Here is a 20,587-nt window from a genome sequence, read left to right as displayed (position 1 = left end):
TCCGACCATGCGCAAACCCGGGACCTGGCATTCCCTGCCCGAATACCACGCCCTCAGGGCGATCATGCAGGCGGGCACCACAACGGCAGCAGCCGAGAGGCTGGGTCTGTCGCAATCCGCCGTCAGCCGCTCGCTCGCCAATCTGGAAAACCGCTTTGGCACCCCACTGTTTGAGCGTGAGGCCGGTCGTTTGCGCCCAACGGAAGAGGCCGTGCGCCTGAACCGCCGTCTTGATCCGCTGTTCGAGGCGCTTGACCGGATCGACGGGCCAACAGAGCCGGTGCAAGAAACCTTGCGACTAATCGCACCGCCGACCTACTCCCACCGGTTCTTGATCAGCCTGATCAACAGCTTTCTGACCATCAATCCGAATGTCTATGTGAGTTTTGAGGTGAATACGTCGGATGATGTTGTGCGCAGCATCCTAGAAGAAAGCTTTGATCTGGGTATTTCCGGGGTCGAGCAGAACCGCGCAGGCATCAAACTGCTGCCGTATCGCCGGTCGCAAGCTGTCTGTGTCATGCTAAGGAATCACATTCTGGCGGAGCGCGATGTGATCCGGCCCGAGGATCTGCATGACCAGCGGTTCATAGCCCTGTCTCAACGGCACGCAAGGCGCGGCCAACTGGATCGGCTGCTGCATCAGGCCGGTGCCGTTCCGCAAAGAATGGCAGAGGTTTCGACCAGCTTTGCCGCTGCTGATCTGGTGCGCGAGGGGTTGGGCGTCACGGTGATCAACCCGTTCCCGCTGTACCAGTATCGCGCAGATGATCTGGTGTTCATCCCCTTCGCCTCGCCCATCCACTACGAAAGCCATTTCGTCACCGCCGCCAACCGCCCCGTTCCCCGTGCCGCACGTGTCTTCATGCGCCATATGCGCCTGAATACCCCGCCTGATCCGTTCTCCAGCCGCGGTTAGGTGCAGGCGTCGCGGGCAGGTTTCGATTGACAGACCAACGGATCAGCATGCGAAATAGGCCAGCCCACCTGCAAGCGGAGGATCCATGCCCGCGCCAACCCTTGCCTTTGACCAGCCCGAGTATGACCGCCGCATCGCCCTGACCCGCGATGCGATGAGCAAAGCCGGAATTGACCTTCTGTTTGTCACCAACCCGTCGAACATGCACTGGCTGACCGGCTATGATGGATGGTCCTTCTATGTGCACCAGGGTGTCATCCTGCCGCTGGATCGGGACCCGATCTGGTGGGGACGGTTGATGGATGCGAACGGGGCGCGGCGCACCGTCTGGATGCAGGAGGATGGCATACGATCCTATCCGGACCGCTATGTGCAGGCGCAGGACTGCCATCCCATGCAGGATCTGGCCGCGCATCTGCAGGACCTCGGCGGGCAGCGTATCGGCATAGAGATGGAGACCTATTATTTCACCGCCCGTGCTTATCAGGCGCTAACCGAGGCCGTGCCCAAGGCAGAGTTTCTTGACGCCACCTCACTGGTTAACTGGCAACGGCTGATCAAATCCGATGCTGAATTGGCGTTTATGCGCCGCGCCGCCCGCATTTCCGAACTTGTGATTGAACGCGCAGTGGAGCTGGCAGAACCGGGAATGCGCAAACATGACCTTGTCGGGGAACTGCTCAAGACCGCGGTGCAGGGAGAGGCGGACATATGGGGCGATTATCCCGCTATTGTGCCGCTGTTGCCCTCAGGTGTTGATGCATCAGCGCCGCATCTGACGTGGAACGGCGAAACCCTGAAAGCCGGGGAAGCGATGTTCATCGAACAATCCGGTTGTTATCGGCGGTATCATGCACCGCTGTGCCGGACGATCTTTTTCGGCAAGCCGCCCGGGTTCATGCGCGACGCGGCTCAAGCGCTGACCGAAGGGGTGAACGCCGGGATCGAGGCAGCACGTGCCGGCAACCGGGCCTGCGATATTGCCCGCGCGCTTGATGCCGAGTTGCTGAAAGTCGGGATCGACCGCCCAAATCGCTGCGGCTATGCCGTTGGTCTGTCCTATCCGCCTGACTGGGGCGAGCACACGGTCAGCCTGCGCCCCAGCGACCAGACGATATTGCAGCCGGGCATGACGTTTCACTTCATGCCGGGCCTGTGGATGGAAGACTGGGGGCTGGAGACGACGGAAACCATCCTGATCCGCGATCAAGGCCCGGCAGAGGCGCTCTGTCAGGTGGAGCGCAGGCTTTTTGCAAAAGACTAAACTGCAAGGCTGTTGGTCTTTTTCTCTCTGAAACAAACAGCTTGCTTGCTGCTGTCAAAAAACACGCACCTCGCGTCCTGCGTGTTTCAGGCCTAACTCTTTACACCGCGCCCATATCGGGGAATAACGTGCGCCCATGAGAGGGCTGATCGGGCAGAAGACTCGGTCAGCCCATAAACAGGGAGTTACCAATGAACGCATTCCGCAACTTTGTTGCAGCCACAGCCCTTGTGCTGGGTGCAACAGGTCTGGCCCCGGCGCAGACCCTGAAATTCGCCTACGACGCTGATCCGGTCTCGCTTGACCCGCATGAGCAGCTGTCCGGCGGCACGCTGCAGCTCAGCCACATGATCTTTGACCCGCTGGTACGCTGGAACAGCGAACTGGGCTTTGACGCACGTCTGGCCGAAAGCTGGGAGCGGGTGGACGACACCACCATGCGTTTCAAACTGCGCCCGGGCGTCAAGTTCCATTCTGGCAACGACATGACCGCCGAGGATGTTGTCTGGACCATTGAACGTATGAAGACATCCCCCGACTTCAAGGGTCTGTTTACTGCCTGGACATCCGTCACAGCCATCGACGATACGACCATCGAAGTTAAAACCGATGGCCCCAGCCCGCTGGTTCTGCACACGGCAACCTATGTCTTCCCGATGGACAAGAAGTTCTACGAAGAGGGCGGTGCAGAGGTTGTGAAGCATGGCGACAGCTTTGCCAGCACCAATGTTTCGGGAACTGGTCCTTTCACCGTGGCCGAGCGGGAACAGGGCGTCAAAGTCGTGTTCGAACGGAACCCCAACTACTGGGATACCGACAGCAAAGGCAATGTCCAGACCGCAATCCTGACCCCGATCAAAGAGGCACCGACCCGTGTTGCCGCCCTTCTGTCGGGTGATGTCGACTTTATCGCGCCGGTACCGCCGACCGATCTGGAGCGGATCGAGTCTGATGAGAACGTGAACCTGATCACCATGTCTGGCACACGCATCATCACCCTGCAGCTGAACCAGCAGCGCAACGAAGCGCTGGCCAATCCCAAGGTTCGTCTGGCAATGGCTTATGCCATCAACAACGAAGGCATCGTTGCCAAGATCATGAAGGGCTTTGGCACCGCAGCTGCACAGATGTCGCCTAAGGGGTATCTGGGCTACAACGACGCGCTGAAGCCGCGCTTCGATCTGGCCAAAGCGCAGGAACTGATGAAAGAAGCCGGTTACGAAAACGGGTTTGAGGCAACAATGATGTGCCCCAACAACCGTTACGTGAACGACTTCAAAATCTGCGAAGCCTCTGCTGCGATGCTGGCAAAGATCGGGATCACCATCGACCTGACCACCATGCCAAAGGCACAGTACTGGCCGAAATTTGACGAGCGGGCCGCCGACATCATGATGATCGGCTGGCATGCGGATACCGAGGACAGCGCCAACTTCTACGAGTTCCTGGCAATGACCCCGAATGCCGATACCGGTCGCGGTCAGTACAACTCGGGCAACTACTCCAACGCCAAGGTAGACGAGCTGACCACCGCGTCACTGGTTGAAACCGACGATGCCAAGCGCGCTGAGATGCTGCAGGAGATCGAAAAGATCCTGCATGACGACGCAGCTTTCATTCCGTTCCACTGGCAGGACCTTGCCTGGGCGGCACGCAAAGGCGTCGAGATCGAGCCGGTTCTGAACGTGATGAACTTCCCCTATCTGGGCGACCTGGTCATCACCGAGTAACCAACAGCAATGTTGAACCGCGCCGGGACCAACCCGGCGCGGTTCTGCCAGCGAAAAGCCCGCAAAACCTGTGCATATTTTAGCTTTCCTTATTCGTCGCGGCATACAGGCCGTGATCGTGATGTTCGTCATCTCGCTGATCGGATTCTCCATTCAGGACAATCTGGGCGATCCTTTGCGTGAACTGGTCGGCCAGTCGGTCTCGGAAGAGGAACGGCAGGCCCTGCGCGAGGAAATGGGTCTGAACGACTCGTTCCTGGTTCAGTACAGCCGCTTTCTGGGCAAGGCGATCAAGGGGGACCTTGGAACCTCCTACACGTTCAAACGCCCTGCCGTTGATGTCATTCTGGACAAGTTTCCCGCGACGTTCGAGCTGGTGCTGGGCGCAACCTTTATCTTTCTGGCGGTGTCGATCCCGGCTGGCATCTATTGCGCGATCCACCGAACCTCGTGGTTTGCACGCCTTATCATGACCGGATCCATTGTCGGAATTTCCATCCCGGTATTTCTGACCGCAATCTTTCTGCAGTGGATATTTGCCGTTGAACTGGGCGTGTTTCCGTCTTCGGGCCGCGGTGAAACGGTCACTTTGCCATGGGGCTGGGAAACCGGCCTGCTGACTGCCGATGGCTGGTCGCGGCTGGTGTTGCCCTCTGTCGCGCTCAGCTCGATCATGCTGCCACTGTTTATCCGTCTGATCCGGGCCGAGATGATGGAAACCATGGGCACCGATTATGTTCGCTTTGCGCGGGCCAAGGGATTGTCCACCTCGCGGGTCCGCTATGTTCATGCCTTTCGCAACACCCTGCTGCCGGTTGTCACGGTTGGCGGTCTGATGATCGGGACGCTGATCGCCTATACGATCCTGACCGAAACCGTGTTCCAGTGGCCCGGCATGGGCTTCATGTTCCTTGATGCCATCAACCGCGTCGATACGCCTTTGATCATTGCCTATATCATCATGGTTGGCCTGATCTTTGTGGTCGTCAACACGATGGTTGACTTCATCTACACGCTGATCAACCCGATGGTAAAACTGCCGGGGGCCAAATCATGATCACCTGGCGTTCGCTGCTACGGCGGTTCCTTTCCGACCCGGTCGCTCTGATCTCGGGCATTATTTTCCTACTGTTGGTGCTGATGGCGCTCTTTGCACCGCTTCTGGCACCGCAGAACCCCTATGATCTGATGCAGATCGACATCATGGACAGCGAAATGCCCCCCTCCTGGCAGCCCGGCGGGGATGACCGGTTCCTGCTAGGGACCGACGAACAGGGGCGCGGCATTCTGTCGACAATCATGTATGGCACCGGCATTTCGCTGATCATCGGCATCGGCGCTGTTGTGGTGCAGGCGATCCTGGGCATCACGCTTGGCCTGATTGCAGGGTACCGGGGCGGTTGGGTCGATGCGTTCCTGATGCGTCTGGCCGATATCCAGATGTCGCTGTCGACACTGATGATCGCAATTATCGTGCTGGCCATCTTTTCAGCCACCTTTGATGCCAATGTCTATGCGGATTACGCCATCTTCATGCTGATCCTGATCATCGGCATTGCTGAATGGCCGAAATTTGCGCGCACCGTGCGGTCCTCTGTTCTGGGGGAACGCAAGAAGGAATATGTCGATGCTGCCCGCGTCATTGGCCTGCCGCCGCGCAAGATCATGTGGCGGCATATCCTGCCCAACACCCTGACGCCGGTTCTTGTCATCTCGACCATTCAGGTGGCCGAAGCAATCATGACCGAGGCAGCGCTGTCCTTCCTTGGGCTTGGAATGCCGGTCAGCAAGCCCTCCCTCGGGTCGTTGATCCGGTCGGGGTATGAGCTGATCTTCTCCGGCTCCTGGTGGATCACGCTTTACCCGGCGCTTGTTCTGATCGCGTTGGTTCTATCGCTGAACCTTCTGGGGGACTGGCTGCGGGATGTTCTGAACCCGAAACTGCGCCGGGGGGATGACTGATGCCCATGCTTGAGGTCAAGGACCTGCATGTCGCTTTCCCACGCGGCAAACGCGACTGGATCGAGGCATTGCGCGGCGTCAGTCTGAGCCTGGAAAAGGGCGAACGGATCGGGGTCGTCGGCGAATCCGGGGCTGGCAAATCCATGCTGGCCTTTGCCATCCTGAACCTGATCGCCCAGCCTGGCCGGGTCAGTCAGGGCAGCGTGTCTTTCGACGGCGAAAGCCTGCTGGATATGCCCGAAAAGCAGATCCGGGGCATTCGCGGCAACCGCATCTCGATGATCTTCCAGGATCCGATGGTCACGCTGAACCCGGTCTTAAGCATCGGCACCCAGATGATCGAAACCCTGCAGGCGCATCGCAAAATCTCGAAGTCCGAGGCGCATAAACTGTGCGTGGAACGTCTGAAACAGGTCGCAATCCCTTCGGCTGAAAACCGCATGGACGCGTATCCGCATGAGCTGTCAGGGGGACTGCGGCAGCGTGTGGTGATTGCCATCGCCCTGTTAACCGACCCCGAACTGATCATCGCGGATGAGCCGACAACCGCACTGGATGTCACCATTCAGGCCGAGATCATGGCCCTGATCCTGAAACTCTGCCGAGAAAACGATGTTGCCTTGATCCTGATCACCCATGACCTTGGTGTTGTGGCCGAGGTCACGGAACGGCTGATGATCATGTATGCAGGCAAATGCGTCGAGCAGGGCCGCACGATGGATATCATCAACAGGCCCAATCATCCTTATACTGCGGGCCTGTTGAAAGCCCTGCCGCAGAAGGTCGGGCGTGGTAATCGGCTCTATCAGATACCCGGCTCCATGCCACCGATCACCGGCCTGCCAGAAGGCTGCGCCTATAATCCACGCTGCGAACACGCCAGTGACCGCTGCCGGGCAGAAGTGCCGCATCTGACCGATGATGTCGCCTGTTTCACGCCGCTAAATGCCAATGAGGCCGCCTCATGACCCAGCCCATTGTTGAGACCAAGGGGCTGCAGGTGCATTTCCCGCTGCCGACGCATTTCCTCAGCGGGGAAAAACCGGTTCTGCATGCGCTGAACAGCGTCAGCATCTCTATCGAACAGGGCGAAAGCTTTTGCGTTGTTGGCGAATCCGGCTGCGGTAAAACCACGCTTGGCCGGGCGATCATCGGCTTGCAAACCCCGACCGATGGCGAGGTTGCATTCCGCGGCCAGCGCATCGACAACATGGATGAGCCGACGCGCAAGCCGATCCGGCGCGACATGCAGATGGTGTTCCAGAACCCCTATGCCTCGCTGAACCCGCGCCGCAATATCTTTGAGACGTTGGCCGAACCCGTGCGTCATCTGATGCCGGAAAAATCCGCCGCAGACGTTCGCACCCGGGTCGAGGAGGTTCTGGCCGCCACTGGCTGCGATCCAAGCTGGCAGCGCCGTCTGCCGCATGAATTTTCGGGGGGGCAGCGGCAACGCATCGCCATTGCCCGCGCATTGGTGACCAACCCGGCCTTTATCGTCGCGGATGAACCGATTTCGGCGCTTGATGTGTCGATCCAGGCGCAAATCCTGAACCTGCTGACCGATCTGCAGGAAGAGCGCGGCCTGACCTATCTGTTCATCACCCACGACCTGAGCGTGGTGGAGCATTTCGGCAGCCGTGTCGCCGTGATGTATCTGGGGCAGGTGATGGAACTGGCCCCGACCGAGGCGATCTTTGCCACGCCGCGCCATCCCTATACCAAGCTGTTGCTTGAGGCGATCCCGAAGCTTGAGGGCGGTTCCTTTGACAAGCCGCGCGAACCGGGGGAATTGCCTGACCCGGTGAACCTGCCCGCAGGCTGTCCCTTTGCCCCGCGCTGCCCACTTGCAGACGCGCAATGTCGCGCGGAACGGCCGCAATTACGCAGGCTTGAGGGGACCGGGACCGAGGTTGCCTGCCACCACGCAGCGTAAGTTTCAGGGGGTCCATGCCGCCCGGACCTCCTCCAGCAACCCGGTGGTAGAGCCATCCTTGCCCTCAGGTGTGCCGCCTTCGACCAGCGGCAGCATCTCTTTGGCCAGTTGCTTGCCAAGTTCCACGCCCCATTGGTCAAAGGAATTGATCCCCCAAATCACGCCTTCCACAAACACCCGGTGTTCATAAAGCACGATGATCCGGCCCAGCACATTGGGGGTCAGCTTGGGATAGACCAGTGTGGTCGACGGGCGGTTGCCGGGGAACATCCGGTGGGGGTTTTCGGCCTTGGGACGCCCAATCATCAATGCCTCGGACTGGGCCAGACAGTTGGCCACCAGCAGGTCATGCTGATGCGCCAGATCAGGCTCGTGTCCTTCCGCGGCCACAAGGAATTCGCACGGGATCACCCGCGTTCCCTGATGGATCAGCTGATAGAATGCGTGCTGGCCGTTTGTCCCCGGCTCGCCCCAAACCACCGGCCCGGTGTCACGGGGGACTGGGCTGCCATCAGGAGTCACCTGTTTGCCATTCGATTCCATATCCAGCTGCTGCAGATAGGCAGGCAACCGCGCCAGCCGCTGGTCATAGGGCAACACGGCGCGGGTGTCGTAGCCGCAGATATTTGCGTGCCAGATGCCTGTCAGCGCCAGCATCACGGGCATATTCTCGCCCATTGGTGCGGTCTGGAAATGGCGGTCCATGTCATGGGCACCGTCCAGAAATGCGGCGAAATTCTCTGACCCGATGGCGATCATCAGGCTCAGCCCAATCGGCCCCCAGATGGAATAGCGCCCGCCGACCCAATCCTCGAACCCGAACACACGATCAGGTGCAATCCCAAACGCGGCTGTCTTGTCCGTGGCCGAGGACAGCGCCGCCATATGCGCACCGGCGTCGTCGCCTAGCCAGGCCCGGGCGGTTTCGGCATTGGTCATGGTTTCAATGGTGGTGAAGGTCTTTGAGGCCACAATCACCAGCGTTGTCGCCGGGTCCAGCCCCTTCAGCACGTCATGAATATGCGCCCCATCGACATTCGATACAAAGTGCGTGCGCGGTCCGTCGTGGTAGGGGGCCAGTGCCAGCGCAGCCATGGCCGGGCCAAGGTCCGACCCCCCAATGCCGATATTCACAACATCGGTAAAGCGCTGGCCGTTTGGCGCGGTAATCCTTCCGCTCCGCACACCTTCGGCAAACCCAGCCATCCGGTCCAAAGTTTCACGAATACCTGGCATCGCATCCTGCCCGTCAACCATCACGGGCTGGTCCGCGCGGTTCCGCAGGGCGGTGTGCAGCACAGCACGGTCTTCCGTTGTATTGATCCTGTCGCCCGCGAACATCGCGTCGCGCCGACCCTCAACCCCGGCCTCCATCGCCAGCTCCAGCAGCAGGTCACGCGCGCGAACGCCCATATTGGTCTTGGAATAATCCAGCACCATATCCGCCTGCCGCACCGAAAAACTCTCGAACCGGTCCGGCATGGCATCAAACAGATCGGTGATACGGCGATCCTTCATTTCAGCGCGGGCGGTATGTAGGCGATCCCAAAGTGTCATCTTATCGCTCCAGTCTGGCGGCATCACGCGCAAGCGCTTCGATCTTATCCCAGCGGCCCGCAGTCACAAGATCCCCCGGCGCAACCCAGGAGCCGCCTGCACAGATCACGTTGGACAGTGACAGGTAGTCACCGGCGTTAGAGGGGCTGACACCCCCCGTCGGGCAAAAGCTGATCTGCGGCAAAGGCGCGCCAATGGCTTTCAGGGCCGGTGCACCGCCCGAGGCTTCAGCGGGGAAGAATTTCAGGATATCGTACCCCCGCGCCAGCATCTGCATGGCCTCAGTCGCCGTCGCGGCACCCGCCAGCAGTGGCAGCCCCTCTGCCTCGCAAGCGGCAATCAACTCATCCGTTGCACCGGGCGCGACGCCAAACTGCGCCCCGGCAGACACCGCCTGACGGACATCCTCTGGCGTGACCAGCGTACCGGCACCCACGACACTGCCCGGCACCTCTGCCATAGCTTTGATGGCTTCCAACGCGGCCGGGGTGCGCAAGGTGACTTCCAGGGCAGGCAGGCCCCCGGCGACCAAGGCCTCGGCCAAGGGGCGGGCATGGGCGACATCACTGACCACCAGAACCGGGACGATTGGGGCGAGAGAACAAACCTCTCTTGTGCGTTTGCAGGCATCGGCTGGGGTAATCATGTGCGGTTCCTTCAATCCAAAAGGGCAGAGACGGCATCTTCAAGTCTGATCGGCCGAAAATCCGTTGCGTCGACACCCACATTGCCACGACGCTCGCCCGACCGGAACTCCTGCTTGTGCGTATGGCAGTGAAGATGGACAGCACCGCGCCACCAACCATCCCATTCTTTAATCGGATAGTGGAACAGAACAACGGCAATCTTGTTGATCTTCACCCGAAGATAGTCTTGACCCCAGCCTTTTGGACCATGGTTGCCCTGCAATCGCACGATCCGGCCACTCAGTCGGTCAAGATAGCTTTCTCCGGCAGCGCCCTGAAACGCAAAGTCGCCAAGGTGATAAACCGTATCCTGCGGGTTAACGGTCGTATTCCAGTTCTCGATCAGCGTCTCATTCATTTCGTCGACGCTTGAGAATGGCCGGTCGGCAAGGCGGATGATATTGGCATGGCCGAAATGGGTGCAGCCGGTGACGAAATCGGTCATGGGCTACCACATGCTGTCTTTCACCCGGCCCGGCCAATCGCGATCATAGGCAGCACCATCCACCTTACGCTCAGTCATCGTCTCCAGAATTTGTCCGGGCGTTGGCAGCCCTTTGGGATCAACCCCAAGCCCCCCGTGCCAGAGTTTCGCGCGCATCACGGCGCGGGCACATTGGAAGTAAATCTCGTCGATGCTGACGAAGGTAACTGTCCGCGGCAGTGCACCGCGCGTTTCGTATCGGGCCAGAACCTCAGCATCGGCGGTGATTTTCGCTTGCCCGTTCACCCGCATGACGGTCCCTGAGCCGGGGATCAGAAACATCAGCGATATTCTGGGGTCACGCACGATGTTGCGCAGCGTATCAATGCGATTGTTGCCGCGCCGGTCTGGCAGGGCGAGGGTTCTGTCATCAACAACCGACACCACCGGCCCGTCATCGCCGCGCGGGCTGCAATCGGTGCCTTCCGGTCCGACTGTGGCCATGGCGCAAAAGGGCGACGCGTGGATCCAGTCGCGGTATTGCGGGGTAAGCCGATCGGTGACCTTTGCGGTCGAACTCAGACTCGGTTGGCCATAGATGGCCTTAAGCCCTTTGATATCCTCAATCCATGCTGTCATAGGATGGCACAGGCTCCTGTCTCTGCGCTGCCGACCGTGGCGCGGAACTGGCCGAACAATTCCCGGCCCAGACCCGTGTGATAGTGGCTTAGATCGACCTCAACAATCGGGCGGTCCAGGGCCGCCTCATCCAGCACATCCAGCGTTCCTTTGACCGCATCGACGCGCACGATATCCCCATCGCGCAGCTTGGCCAGCGGCCCGCCATCCAGTGCCTCGGGACTGACATGGATGGCTGAGGGCACCTTGCCTGACGCACCGGACATGCGGCCATCGGTAACCAGCGCCACCTTCAGGCCCTTGTCCTGCAGTACGGCCAAAATCGGGGTCAGGGAATGTAGCTCCGGCATGCCATTGGCCTTTGGTCCCTGAAACGGCACCACCACGACCGTGTCGCTGGTAAATTCTCCGGCCTGATAAGCCGTCTTCACCTCGGCCTGATCGTGGAACACGCGGGCCGGGGCTTCAACCACCTGACGCTCAGGCGCGACGGCGGAGACTTTCATCACCCCGGTTCCAAGATTGCCAGCCAGGCGGGCCATGCCGCCGGTCGGCTGGAACGGGTCGGCGGCCGGGCGCAGGATTTTGTCGTTCTGGCTGATGCCGGGACCCGCATCCCAACTTAGCGCACCGTCAATCAGCTTTGGTTCCTGCGTGTAATGCACCAGCCCCTGACCCATCACGGTGCGGGTGTCCGGGTGCAGCAGACCTGCCCCCAGCAATTCACCAATCATATAGCCCAGCCCACCAGCGGCATGGAAATGGTTCACATCCGCGAGGCCATTGGGATAGACCCGTGCCATCAGCGGTGTGGCGTCAGACAGGGCCGCGAAATCCCCCCAATCAAGGATCACCCCGGCGGCCCGTGCCATCGCCAGCAGATGGATTAGCAGATTGGTAGAGCCACCGGTTGCCATCAGCCCGACAATGCCGTTCACGAACGCCTTTTCATCCAGCACATCAGACACGGGCGTATACTCATTCCCAAGGTCCGAGATCGCCAGCGCCCGCTTTGCGCCTTCGATGGTCAGGGCCTCCCGCAAGGGCGTGTTGGGGTTGACGAAGCTTGCGCCGGGCAGGTGCAGCCCCATGAACTCCATAAGCATCTGGTTGGTGTTGGCCGTGCCGTAGAATGTGCAGGTACCGGGCCCGTGATACGAGGCCATCTCAGCCTCCATCAACTTATCACGGCCAATCTCACCAGCGGCAAATTGCTGACGCACCTTGGCCTTTTCGTCATTCGGCAGACCCGAGGTCATTGGTCCCGCAGGCAAAAACACCGCCGGGATGTGACCAAAGGTGGCCGCCGCCATCACCAAGCCGGGGATGATCTTGTCACACACACCAAGATAAACAGCGGCATCAAAGGTGTTATGCGACAGCCCAACCCCCGCCGCCATGGCGATGATATCGCGGGAAAACAGGCTGAGTTCCATGCCCGGCTGGCCCTGCGTGACCCCGTCGCACATCGCCGGAACACCGCCCGCAAACTGAGCGGTGCCACCGACCTCATGCGCTGCTTTTTTGATCAGGGCGGGAAACGCCTCGAACGGCTGATGCGCCGACAGCATGTCGTTATAGGACGAGATGATCCCAAGGTTGCCCGCCGATCCAGTGGCAAGGGCTGCCTGATCCTCGCCCATCGCGGCATAGGCATGGGCCTGATTGCCACAGCTCAGATGCGCCCGGGATGGCCCCTCCTGCCGCTGGCGTTCCATCCGGTCCAGATAGGCACGGCGGGTTGGTGCAGACCGTTCAACAATCTCGGCTGTGACGCGGGCAGTGGTCCCGTTCAGCGTCATGGCTGTGCCTCCTCAGGTTTCAATCTCACGCCAACGGCGGTGGTCGCGATGCATCAGGGCCAGGGCATCCTCGGGCCCGGAACTGCCTGCGTCATAGGGTTGCGGCTTTTCGGGATGCGCCTCCCACGCGGCCAGAATGCTGTCGGTCCAGGCCCAGGCGGCCTCGACCTCGTCGCCGCGCATGAACAGGGTCTGGTTGCCGCGGATCACATCCATGATCAGGCGTTCATAGGCATCCGGCACGTTTTCGGCATCCGGCCCCAGTGCTTCGGCAAAGCTCATATCAAGCGGCACTTCGGTCAGGCGCATGCCGCCGGGACCTGGGTCTTTGATGGTCATGTGCAGCGTGATGCCTTCGTCCGGTTGCAGGCGGATGATCAGGGCATTACCGCGCTTATCCTCAACCTCGGGAAAGATCGAATGCGGCACGGCGCGGAACATGATCGCGATCTCGGACAGGCGCGCGCGTAGCTTTTTCCCGGTGCGCAGATAGAACGGCACCCCGGCCCAACGCCAGTTCGAGACCTGAACTTTCAGCGCCACATAGCTTTCGGTCCGGCTATCGGGATTTTCGGCGTGATCGGTATAGCTACCATTGCCGTCATCGCGATACTGCCCCCGCACGGTGTCGCCCACAGGCACAGGGTCCAGCGCGCGGATCACCTTCAGCTTTTCATCACGCACCGCGTCCGGTTCAAAGCGTGAGGGCGGCTCCATCGCCGTCAGGCACAACAACTGCATCAGATGGTTCTGTACCATGTCGCGGAGCGCACCGGACTTGTCATAATACCCACCGCGCCCTTCGACGCCGATGCTTTCGGCAACGGTGATCTGCACATGGTCAATATGCTGCGCAGACCAAAGCGGCTCCAGAAAGGCATTGGCAAAGCGCAGCGCCATCAGGTTCTGGACGGTTTCCTTGCCCAGATAATGGTCGATGCGGTAGATTTGCTGTTCATCAAAACTGGCCGAAAGCTGCGCGTTCAGATCACGGGCCGAGGCCAGATCGTGCCCCAGCGGTTTTTCCACCACGATGCGGCTGTCGGGGGTGGCAAGGCTGGTGCTTTTCAGTTTGGCAGCAATCGGTCCGAACAATGAGGGGCCGACGGACAGGTAAAACGCCCGCACAACCTGATCGCGAAGCTTCGCCTCAAGATCGGCCCAACCTCCCTCGCCCAGCGCATCCAGCGTGACATAGTCGAGGGCATCAAGAAAGCTTTCCAGCAGATCGGTGGGGCGGTCTTCAACGGCGATGAACTCTTCCAGCGCTGCGCGGATCATGTCCTGATATCCGGCGCGGTCCATATCGCCACGTGCCGCGCCGATAATGCGGGCACCTTCGGGCATTTGTCCGGCCCGCAATCGGCGGAACAGGCTGGGCAGGATCTTGCGCCGGGCCAGATCACCAGTGCCGCCAAAGATCACCAGATCAAAGGCATCGACGGGAATTGTACGTGCTACCATAGAGTCAGACCGTATCTTGCAGATGCAAACATCTGCGGGTGGTCGGCCCGCATCGGCAAAGCGCAACTGCCGGTCGGGCCGATCCGGCAGTCTGACTTGAGGCTTAGCGCTTGGCGGGGCGGTGTCAACCGGCAAGGCTTTCGCCTGGACGCGGAGTATTCAGCCTAGACGCTTTCAGTCCGCACCATCTGACCGATCACTATCACCGATACCGGTGCAAACACACAGGATGCGGGCCGGATGGTCTGTGGCCGAGGCATAAAGATGTCCCCGCCCGCTGTCGAAATAGAGGCTTTCGCCTGCGCGTAGGACGACATCCGCCTTGCCCTCTGCCTGCACGATCATCTTGCCTTCGACGACGAACAGAAATTCCTCGCCCGTTGACATCTGCCCGCCAGGACGACGATAGACACCGCGCGCAGGCTGTTCCAGCCAACCGCTCTTCACGTATCGATTCCGAAGAGACGGCGAGAAGCCGTGCGTCTCCATCCAGCCAGAATCCACGATCATCCCTTGTGGCAGGGACGTCTGAAGGTGGTTTAGCTTTGATCCCTTTGGTGTACTCATGGTGAACATATTGTCACATTCTCAAACCAGAGTGCAAATTTGAATATATTCCTAAAACTTCACCAAAAGTGGAGAAGAGCAGGCATAATCAAACTACAAGAGTAGTGTGTTCACCGATCGGGCGTCAACCGCACATCACGATTGTGCATGGTTCGATGCAGGTGGAGAGGCAAATCTCCAAGCCCTGCGAGCGGGTTCCAAGGGGCGGCGATAGGCTCTTTGGCGGCATCCAATCGGCGAACGGTTGGTCAGGGTTCCAAGGGGAACGAAGTCCCTTTGGTCTATGGGGTGCAGGGGGGAGATGACATCTCCCTTGCGAGGGATCAAACACCGATATGTTTGCTGGCAGGATTGGGGCTCAATGCCTCGGTCCGGCCATGGCTTAGGGGGATGCAACGGGGGCGCGCAGCGGACCCCCTTGCCAAGATGTGCGGTACTACCGCACACATCTTGCAAATAGCGTTAGCCTGCTGCGCTCACCATGTGTCTTGTGGTTCCTAAGCCACCGCAAAGATGAAGTCGCTTGCGTCGAGTTGCCCCGCTGCGTTTTGGAGTGTGATCTGGTCGCCATTGCCATAGGCGATGATGGCTTCTCCGTTGCCGCCTGCTGTGATCGTCAGGTCTGCAAAGGTCAGGCCGGAACCGCTGAAGTCCAGCTTGTCGATGCCGTCCTGATAGTCATGGATCACATCGCTGCCATCGCCTGCGTTAAACACAAATGTATCTGCGCCTGAACCACCATAGAGATTGTCATCATCGGTTCCCCCCGAAAGCCGGTCTGCGCCACCATTGCCATTATCGGCCCCGATCGCATCCCCATAGAGCGTATCGTTGCCCTGATCACCCCTCAGCTCATCATTGCCGCCCCTGGCGGAGCCAATCAGCGCACCACCGGTATCGCCCACAATGAGATCATCGTCAGTCCAGCCGCGCAGATAGTCATCACCGCCAACCGCGCTGTCCTTCATGTCGCCCAAAGCGTCACCATAGAGGCTGTCATTGCCCTCATGGCCATGCAAACTGTCAATGCCGCCAGTGGCTGTCCCGGACATAGTGCCTCCGGCATCACCGATCATGATGTCGGCTCCGGACCAACCGCTGAGAGCGTCTGCGCCACCTTGCGCGGCTCCGCTTATATCTCCTCCAGCGTCACCAATCATGAGGTCATCGCCGCTATTGCCGGTCAGTGTATCTGCACCGCCAACCGCAGTGTCGGCTATTGAGCCTTGTGCATCGCCATACAGGGCATCATCGCCACCGCCGCCGCCAAGAACATCATCCCCGCCAACAGCGGAGCCACGCAAATCACCACCGGCATCGCCAACCAGCAGATCATTGTCGTCCCATCCAGCCAAGTTGTCATTACCACCGCGCGCAGAGCCGGTGATATTGCCACCTGCATCACCATATAAAGTGTCAGCACCGCTGTGGCCCGTTGCTGTGTCCGCGCCGCCCACGGCATTTCCGCTCAGCGAACCTTTCGCGTCCCCATAAACGATATCGTCGCCACTTCCGCCACCAAGGCCGTCATCCCCACCTCGCGCGTCATCGCGCATATCGCCAGCCGCATCACCGATCATGATGTCGTCATCCTGCCAGCCGCCAAGATCGTCATCCCCGCCTTGCGCTGTGTCAGTCATGTCCCCACCGGTATCGCCGATCAGCGTATCGGCCCCAACATGGCCCGAGAATATGTCGTTCCCGGCAACCTGCGCGCCACTGAGATTACCGCTGAGATCGCCAATAATGATATCCGCGCCAGCATTACCACGGAAGTGGTCATTGCCAAAGCCACCGATCAGGCGATCATCCCCCTCATACCCGGTTAGGGTGTCATCACCGTCGCCGCCACTGAGTGTGTTGTCCGCCGCATCGCCAATCAGCGTGTCATCAAATGCACTGCCAGACAGACCCTCAATAGAACTGAAGCTGTCTCCCTCCGCATGACCGCCACTGGCACTATTTTGCGCAAGATTGGCCGTTACCGCAGCGCCACTATGCGCATAGCTGACACTGTCCAGACCGCCCAAACCGTCGTAGCTGTCCCCACCAAGGCTCGAAATGAAGTTGTCATCACGGTCGCCGGACCCGATTTGTGTATCATCGCCATCAGTGCCGATATTTAGGTTAATATCCAGGAGCGCGCTGTTGAAACCACCCGTCTGTGGCGCGACGATAGACGTACCATCAATCTCACCGCCAACCATAAACCAGCATTGGCTAAGGGTGAGGAGAAACTCATCATAGCTTGGAGTCCATCCGAAAGTCTCATAATTCCAAGGGCTTGGGGTGACAAGCTCGGTGCCATCAGATGGCAGAAAAACCGGCCCCGAAAACCCATTCTGCGCAAAGGGCACATCCGCCCACCACACGACATAGGTGTCTCTATTTTGATCGTCATCTTGATACATAGTCGTCCCGAACAAGCTATCGATGACCGGCGTCCGTGCGCCTACATCCAGATACTCGTCGAAATCATCCGATGTCTCCAAGCTCAATGTAATTGGGTCATCGCCAGGCGTTTCAGGGGTAAACTGGATGATGTCGTTTTCGTCCGGGTTTATGATCACCAAGTCAATGGCAGACCAATCAAAGTCTTCGCCTAAGCCAAAATCAGAGAAATCAAAATCGGCAAAGTTTTCGGCAGTCAATCCCTCGCATGTCACGCGCATGATGCCGAAAGGATCAACGACATAACCTACATCATCGAACACACCATTGCGGTCAATCTTGTAGATGTCCTGTTCGCCACCATCGCCGCCCCAGACAATCGCCGGGCCGTCACCCTTGTTGCTGCTGATCTCAAACGTATCCTCGCCATCCCCGCCAGCAAACCGCACCGCATGACCGTTGGAGATGAAAGTGTCTGCTTGCGAGGTCCCAATCGCGCCTCCGAAACCCTTGAGTTCTAAACCCTCCGATGCGTTATCAGGATTTTCGGATGAAACTGTCGAGGCAGAACTGGAAGCAACAGCGTCGCTCTTGAGCTTCACCACGGCCTTCGTTGCATCCTGTAAAAAATCAACTTCAATAGCCTGTTCCAACAAAGATCCGTCAAAAATCGCGGCTGAAGGTTGGTTACAGTTTTCAGCAACAATCTTCTCGGTAACAAGTACCTTAAATGTTTCTATATCAACGGTTTTAAAAACAGTCTCTCCACCGTTTATCTTAATGATTTCAAAGTCCTGCAGTAGATCAACCCAGCCGGATTCATGTTCAATCCTAAGTACTGCATCTCGATCATCCTCAGCAGCTTTCTCCAATCCGACAGTAAACGCCCCGTCAACGCGGCAATAGTCCACAGTATCTATAGCGGCAGCATCCTTGAGATCAATGAATGGCCTAATATCCTCTCCATAGAGCACATCGTTGCCTTCACCGCCAATCACCGTGTCACTGCCTAGCCCGCCATAGACATGATCGTCGCCTTCACCTGCATCAATTGTATCTTTGCCGTCCAATCCATAAATAAAGTCATTACCTTCACCGGTTATGAATTCATTGTCTCTATTGCCCTGAAAGTCATCAATGATTAAATCATCTTTTGTGGCTGTATTTCTTGAGGTATTGATGTTTGGGCCGGGCCCGGAGGCCTTTAGTGTTCCATCCTCGTCGTCGTAGTCACTGTCCTCCGCAACGAGCACTAGGTCGACTGTTTTGCCCTCGGTCCAGTTATCAACTTCCGCCTCCCCACCAAGAGGGGACCCAAGATAGTCGAAACTTTCCACGCTAGAGTATGATGTTCTTTCGGAGCCAAGACTCAATTCAGTAATAATTGCATTCGCAACGTTAACTGCTCCTCCCTTGTAGTCTGGATCTGGGATGCTGCCATCAAGCGGTTGCTGCGTGTCAAGAATTGACTCATCAGATGCGTGCGCGATCTCATGGGCAAGCACGCGTTCAAGTGTGACCGCTTCAACATCGCCGTTCTTGTTTATGAAACCAGTCGTGAAAAAGACGCTGACCTCCACCACGCCCTTAACGCCATCAATATCCGATACAGGCCCGCCACGGGCCTGATCGTTGCCTAGATCGACGATGATTACCAATGCTTCATCTGTTGAAAAAGAGGAAAGTAACCTTCTAAATTCGCCGCTAGCATACAATATGCCCAGCTTGGCAACAATTTCTTGAGCTGCATCGCGCACATCCTGAGCTGAGTCTTCGTTCACATCAACAAGTGATTGTAAGGACGTTGTTGGCTCAACAAGTCGGATCGTTCCGTTATCAATAAGGTTTTGTATCGACATTTTTCACCTATTTATATTGCTACATCTGTAATCAGAACCATATCGATCCGGATTGTCGATATAGTCCTTGATATCTCGCGTCGTGCACGATTGATCCCCTATGCCCAAATCACCGAAAATTTCTCTTATGGAACTAGGCGGTTTGACAGAAACCTCATCAATCCCAAAGTACTTCTCACCTCGACTTAAGTATTCTTCAATCGATGAGTATCGTATGGCGCAGTTTGAAACCTTCTTGTGCTCAAACTCATAGACAATACGACAAACCACCTCCCGCGATGTCAGTATGATCTTCAGCGCTTCCGGCGGCACTGTCAGTGCCCAAGGCTCCACTAGAATGGGATTTTCCTGCGCCGCTGTTTGCAGATATATGACACCCCTGGTGTCAACATATTCCACGGTGCCCTGAATAATAGGGAAATCCGAGAACAGCCCCTTGCCCTCGGACAGTGCTGGCGTTCCGACTATGAACATCGGTAGAGTTAGGAAGCCCATTTTGAGGGCGGTAAAATATCTCCCGTATTTCATTTTGCGTTTAAAAACAATGCAATCAGGCTGACGCCAGCATTCATCATTGCCCCCATTGAAAATGCTATTGAAAAGGAATCGCTCACTACCACCTTGACGAATGGTGCTGCGGGACGAAGCTTGCGTCAACCCGTTTGTCCGCCATCATGTCAGAGGCTTCCTGCAGAACAGTCCGGATACTGCCGATAGGGGCACCGCTTCTGATCTCAAGCTGTGCAGCGGTGTAGTTTCGGATGAAGTCAGATGCCCCGCCAATACCGCGATTGGTTAGTGTCTGCGTGCGCAGTCCCAACCACACCCTCAAAACCTTCGAACTCCAGCCCATCAGGATTCTCGGATGAACCGGTCGAGGCAGCAGCTGCACCACTCGTAAGCTTCACCACCGGCTTGGTTGAACCCTGCGCAAAATCAACCTCAATTGTCTGATCAAGCAGGCTGGCGTCTATTACGTCGGTACCACCAAGACCATCGATTATAATAGTAGTTTCTAATAGCCCATCAAAAACTTCTCTGCTAATTTGGATGGTATCATTAAAATTTGTAAGCCGAATGGTTTCAAAGTCGATTGCGCTGTCAACCCAAGATCCCGGGCTGGCCAGATCAGTGATTTGAAAAACTGTTTGGTTTCCGCCAGCACCCGCAAAAGCCACCTTAATTTGCACCGCGTTCGAGAGCTCTTCGTAAGTAAGAACATCTCCTTCGGGACCCGCGTTTTCTTCGCCACCGTCAAGAGTATCAGAACCTAAAGCGTTTCGAGTTTACCTTGAGACATCACATAAAATCGAAACGCGTACACCATATAGGCTTATCACTGCGTTTCAGGATAATCTTTTGTCTCAGGTTTATCCCGAAACGCTTT

Annotated in this window: 17 protein-coding genes; 7 read left to right on the top strand and 10 right to left on the bottom strand. The window is 57.9% G+C overall.

Annotation, left to right across the window (positions count from 1 at the left end; translation table 11 throughout):
* The first annotated feature begins 7 nt into the window (after window positions 1-7).
* The 7 genes from ACW9UQ_RS14510 to ACW9UQ_RS14480 all read left to right on the top strand — a co-directional run bounded on the left by ACW9UQ_RS14510 (window position 8) and on the right by ACW9UQ_RS14480 (window position 7,811).
* The gene (locus ACW9UQ_RS14510) at window positions 8-919 is read left to right on the top strand and encodes a LysR family transcriptional regulator (protein ID WP_458931739.1); all 912 of its coding nucleotides are present in this window, start codon (window positions 8-10) and stop codon (window positions 917-919) included.
* Between the two features lie 85 nt (window positions 920-1,004).
* On the top strand, window positions 1,005-2,183 hold the full coding sequence (locus ACW9UQ_RS14505) for a M24 family metallopeptidase (protein ID WP_458931738.1): 1,179 nt from the start codon (window positions 1,005-1,007) through the stop codon (window positions 2,181-2,183).
* A gap of 191 nt (window positions 2,184-2,374) precedes the next feature.
* Window positions 2,375-3,913: an ABC transporter substrate-binding protein gene (locus ACW9UQ_RS14500; protein ID WP_458931737.1), complete on the top strand. Its 1,539-nt coding sequence runs from the start codon at window positions 2,375-2,377 to the stop codon at window positions 3,911-3,913.
* 70 nt (window positions 3,914-3,983) lie between these two features.
* Entirely contained in the window at window positions 3,984-4,970 is a 987-nt protein-coding gene (locus ACW9UQ_RS14495; protein WP_458931736.1) for an ABC transporter permease, read from the top strand.
* Window positions 4,967-5,875 (top strand): ABC transporter permease, encoded by a 909-nt coding sequence (locus ACW9UQ_RS14490; RefSeq protein WP_458931735.1) that lies wholly within the window; start codon window positions 4,967-4,969, stop codon window positions 5,873-5,875. The genes ACW9UQ_RS14495 and ACW9UQ_RS14490 overlap by 4 nt, the downstream gene beginning before the upstream one ends.
* A complete protein-coding gene (locus ACW9UQ_RS14485; RefSeq protein WP_458931734.1) occupies window positions 5,875-6,843 on the top strand; it encodes an ABC transporter ATP-binding protein in 969 nt (322 codons plus the stop codon). Before ACW9UQ_RS14490 ends, ACW9UQ_RS14485 begins: the two co-directional genes overlap by 1 nt.
* Window positions 6,840-7,811: an ABC transporter ATP-binding protein gene (locus ACW9UQ_RS14480; RefSeq protein WP_458931733.1), complete on the top strand. Its 972-nt coding sequence runs from the start codon at window positions 6,840-6,842 to the stop codon at window positions 7,809-7,811. The genes ACW9UQ_RS14485 and ACW9UQ_RS14480 overlap by 4 nt, the downstream gene beginning before the upstream one ends.
* Before the next feature lie 3 nt (window positions 7,812-7,814).
* Here ACW9UQ_RS14480 and pgi read toward each other — a convergent pair whose 3' ends face one another.
* The 10 genes from pgi to ACW9UQ_RS14430 all read right to left on the bottom strand — a co-directional run bounded on the left by pgi (window position 7,815) and on the right by ACW9UQ_RS14430 (window position 20,390).
* Entirely contained in the window at window positions 7,815-9,368 is a 1,554-nt protein-coding gene (gene pgi / locus ACW9UQ_RS14475; RefSeq protein ID WP_458931732.1) for a glucose-6-phosphate isomerase, read from the bottom strand.
* Window position 9,369: 1 nt separating this feature from the next.
* Window positions 9,370-10,014 (bottom strand): bifunctional 4-hydroxy-2-oxoglutarate aldolase/2-dehydro-3-deoxy-phosphogluconate aldolase, encoded by a 645-nt coding sequence (gene eda, locus ACW9UQ_RS14470; RefSeq protein WP_458931731.1) that lies wholly within the window; start codon window positions 10,012-10,014, stop codon window positions 9,370-9,372.
* Between the two features lie 11 nt (window positions 10,015-10,025).
* Window positions 10,026-10,499 carry a metallophosphoesterase gene (locus tag ACW9UQ_RS14465; protein ID WP_458931730.1) on the bottom strand — a complete coding sequence of 158 codons (474 nt, stop codon included), beginning with the start codon at window positions 10,497-10,499 and terminating at the stop codon, window positions 10,026-10,028.
* A gap of 3 nt (window positions 10,500-10,502) precedes the next feature.
* Window positions 10,503-11,117 (bottom strand): pyridoxamine 5'-phosphate oxidase family protein, encoded by a 615-nt coding sequence (locus ACW9UQ_RS14460; RefSeq protein WP_458931729.1) that lies wholly within the window; start codon window positions 11,115-11,117, stop codon window positions 10,503-10,505.
* Window positions 11,114-12,919: a phosphogluconate dehydratase gene (gene edd / locus ACW9UQ_RS14455; RefSeq protein ID WP_458931728.1), complete on the bottom strand. Its 1,806-nt coding sequence runs from the start codon at window positions 12,917-12,919 to the stop codon at window positions 11,114-11,116. The genes ACW9UQ_RS14460 and edd overlap by 4 nt, the downstream gene beginning before the upstream one ends.
* Window positions 12,920-12,931: 12 nt before the next feature.
* Entirely contained in the window at window positions 12,932-14,383 is a 1,452-nt protein-coding gene (gene zwf / locus ACW9UQ_RS14450) for a glucose-6-phosphate dehydrogenase (RefSeq protein WP_458931727.1), read from the bottom strand.
* 174 nt (window positions 14,384-14,557) lie between these two features.
* The gene (locus ACW9UQ_RS14445) at window positions 14,558-14,950 is read right to left on the bottom strand and encodes an AbiEi antitoxin N-terminal domain-containing protein (RefSeq protein ID WP_458931747.1); all 393 of its coding nucleotides are present in this window, start codon (window positions 14,948-14,950) and stop codon (window positions 14,558-14,560) included.
* A 497-nt stretch (window positions 14,951-15,447) separates the two neighbouring features.
* Complete coding sequence (locus tag ACW9UQ_RS14440) at window positions 15,448-19,200, bottom strand: calcium-binding protein (protein ID WP_458931726.1); 3,753 nt, start codon at window positions 19,198-19,200, stop codon at window positions 15,448-15,450.
* A 3-nt stretch (window positions 19,201-19,203) separates the two neighbouring features.
* Entirely contained in the window at window positions 19,204-19,857 is a 654-nt protein-coding gene (locus ACW9UQ_RS14435) for a hypothetical protein (protein WP_458931725.1), read from the bottom strand.
* A 110-nt stretch (window positions 19,858-19,967) separates the two neighbouring features.
* Window positions 19,968-20,390, bottom strand: a complete 423-nt coding sequence (locus tag ACW9UQ_RS14430) for a hypothetical protein (protein ID WP_458931724.1) — start codon at window positions 20,388-20,390, stop codon at window positions 19,968-19,970.
* Window positions 20,391-20,587: the final 197 nt, after the last annotated feature.

This window comes from Halovulum sp. GXIMD14793, assembly GCF_054457435.1.
The sequence above is the reverse complement of the archived record's forward strand: the minus strand, read 5'-3'. Positions and strand labels throughout refer to the sequence as shown.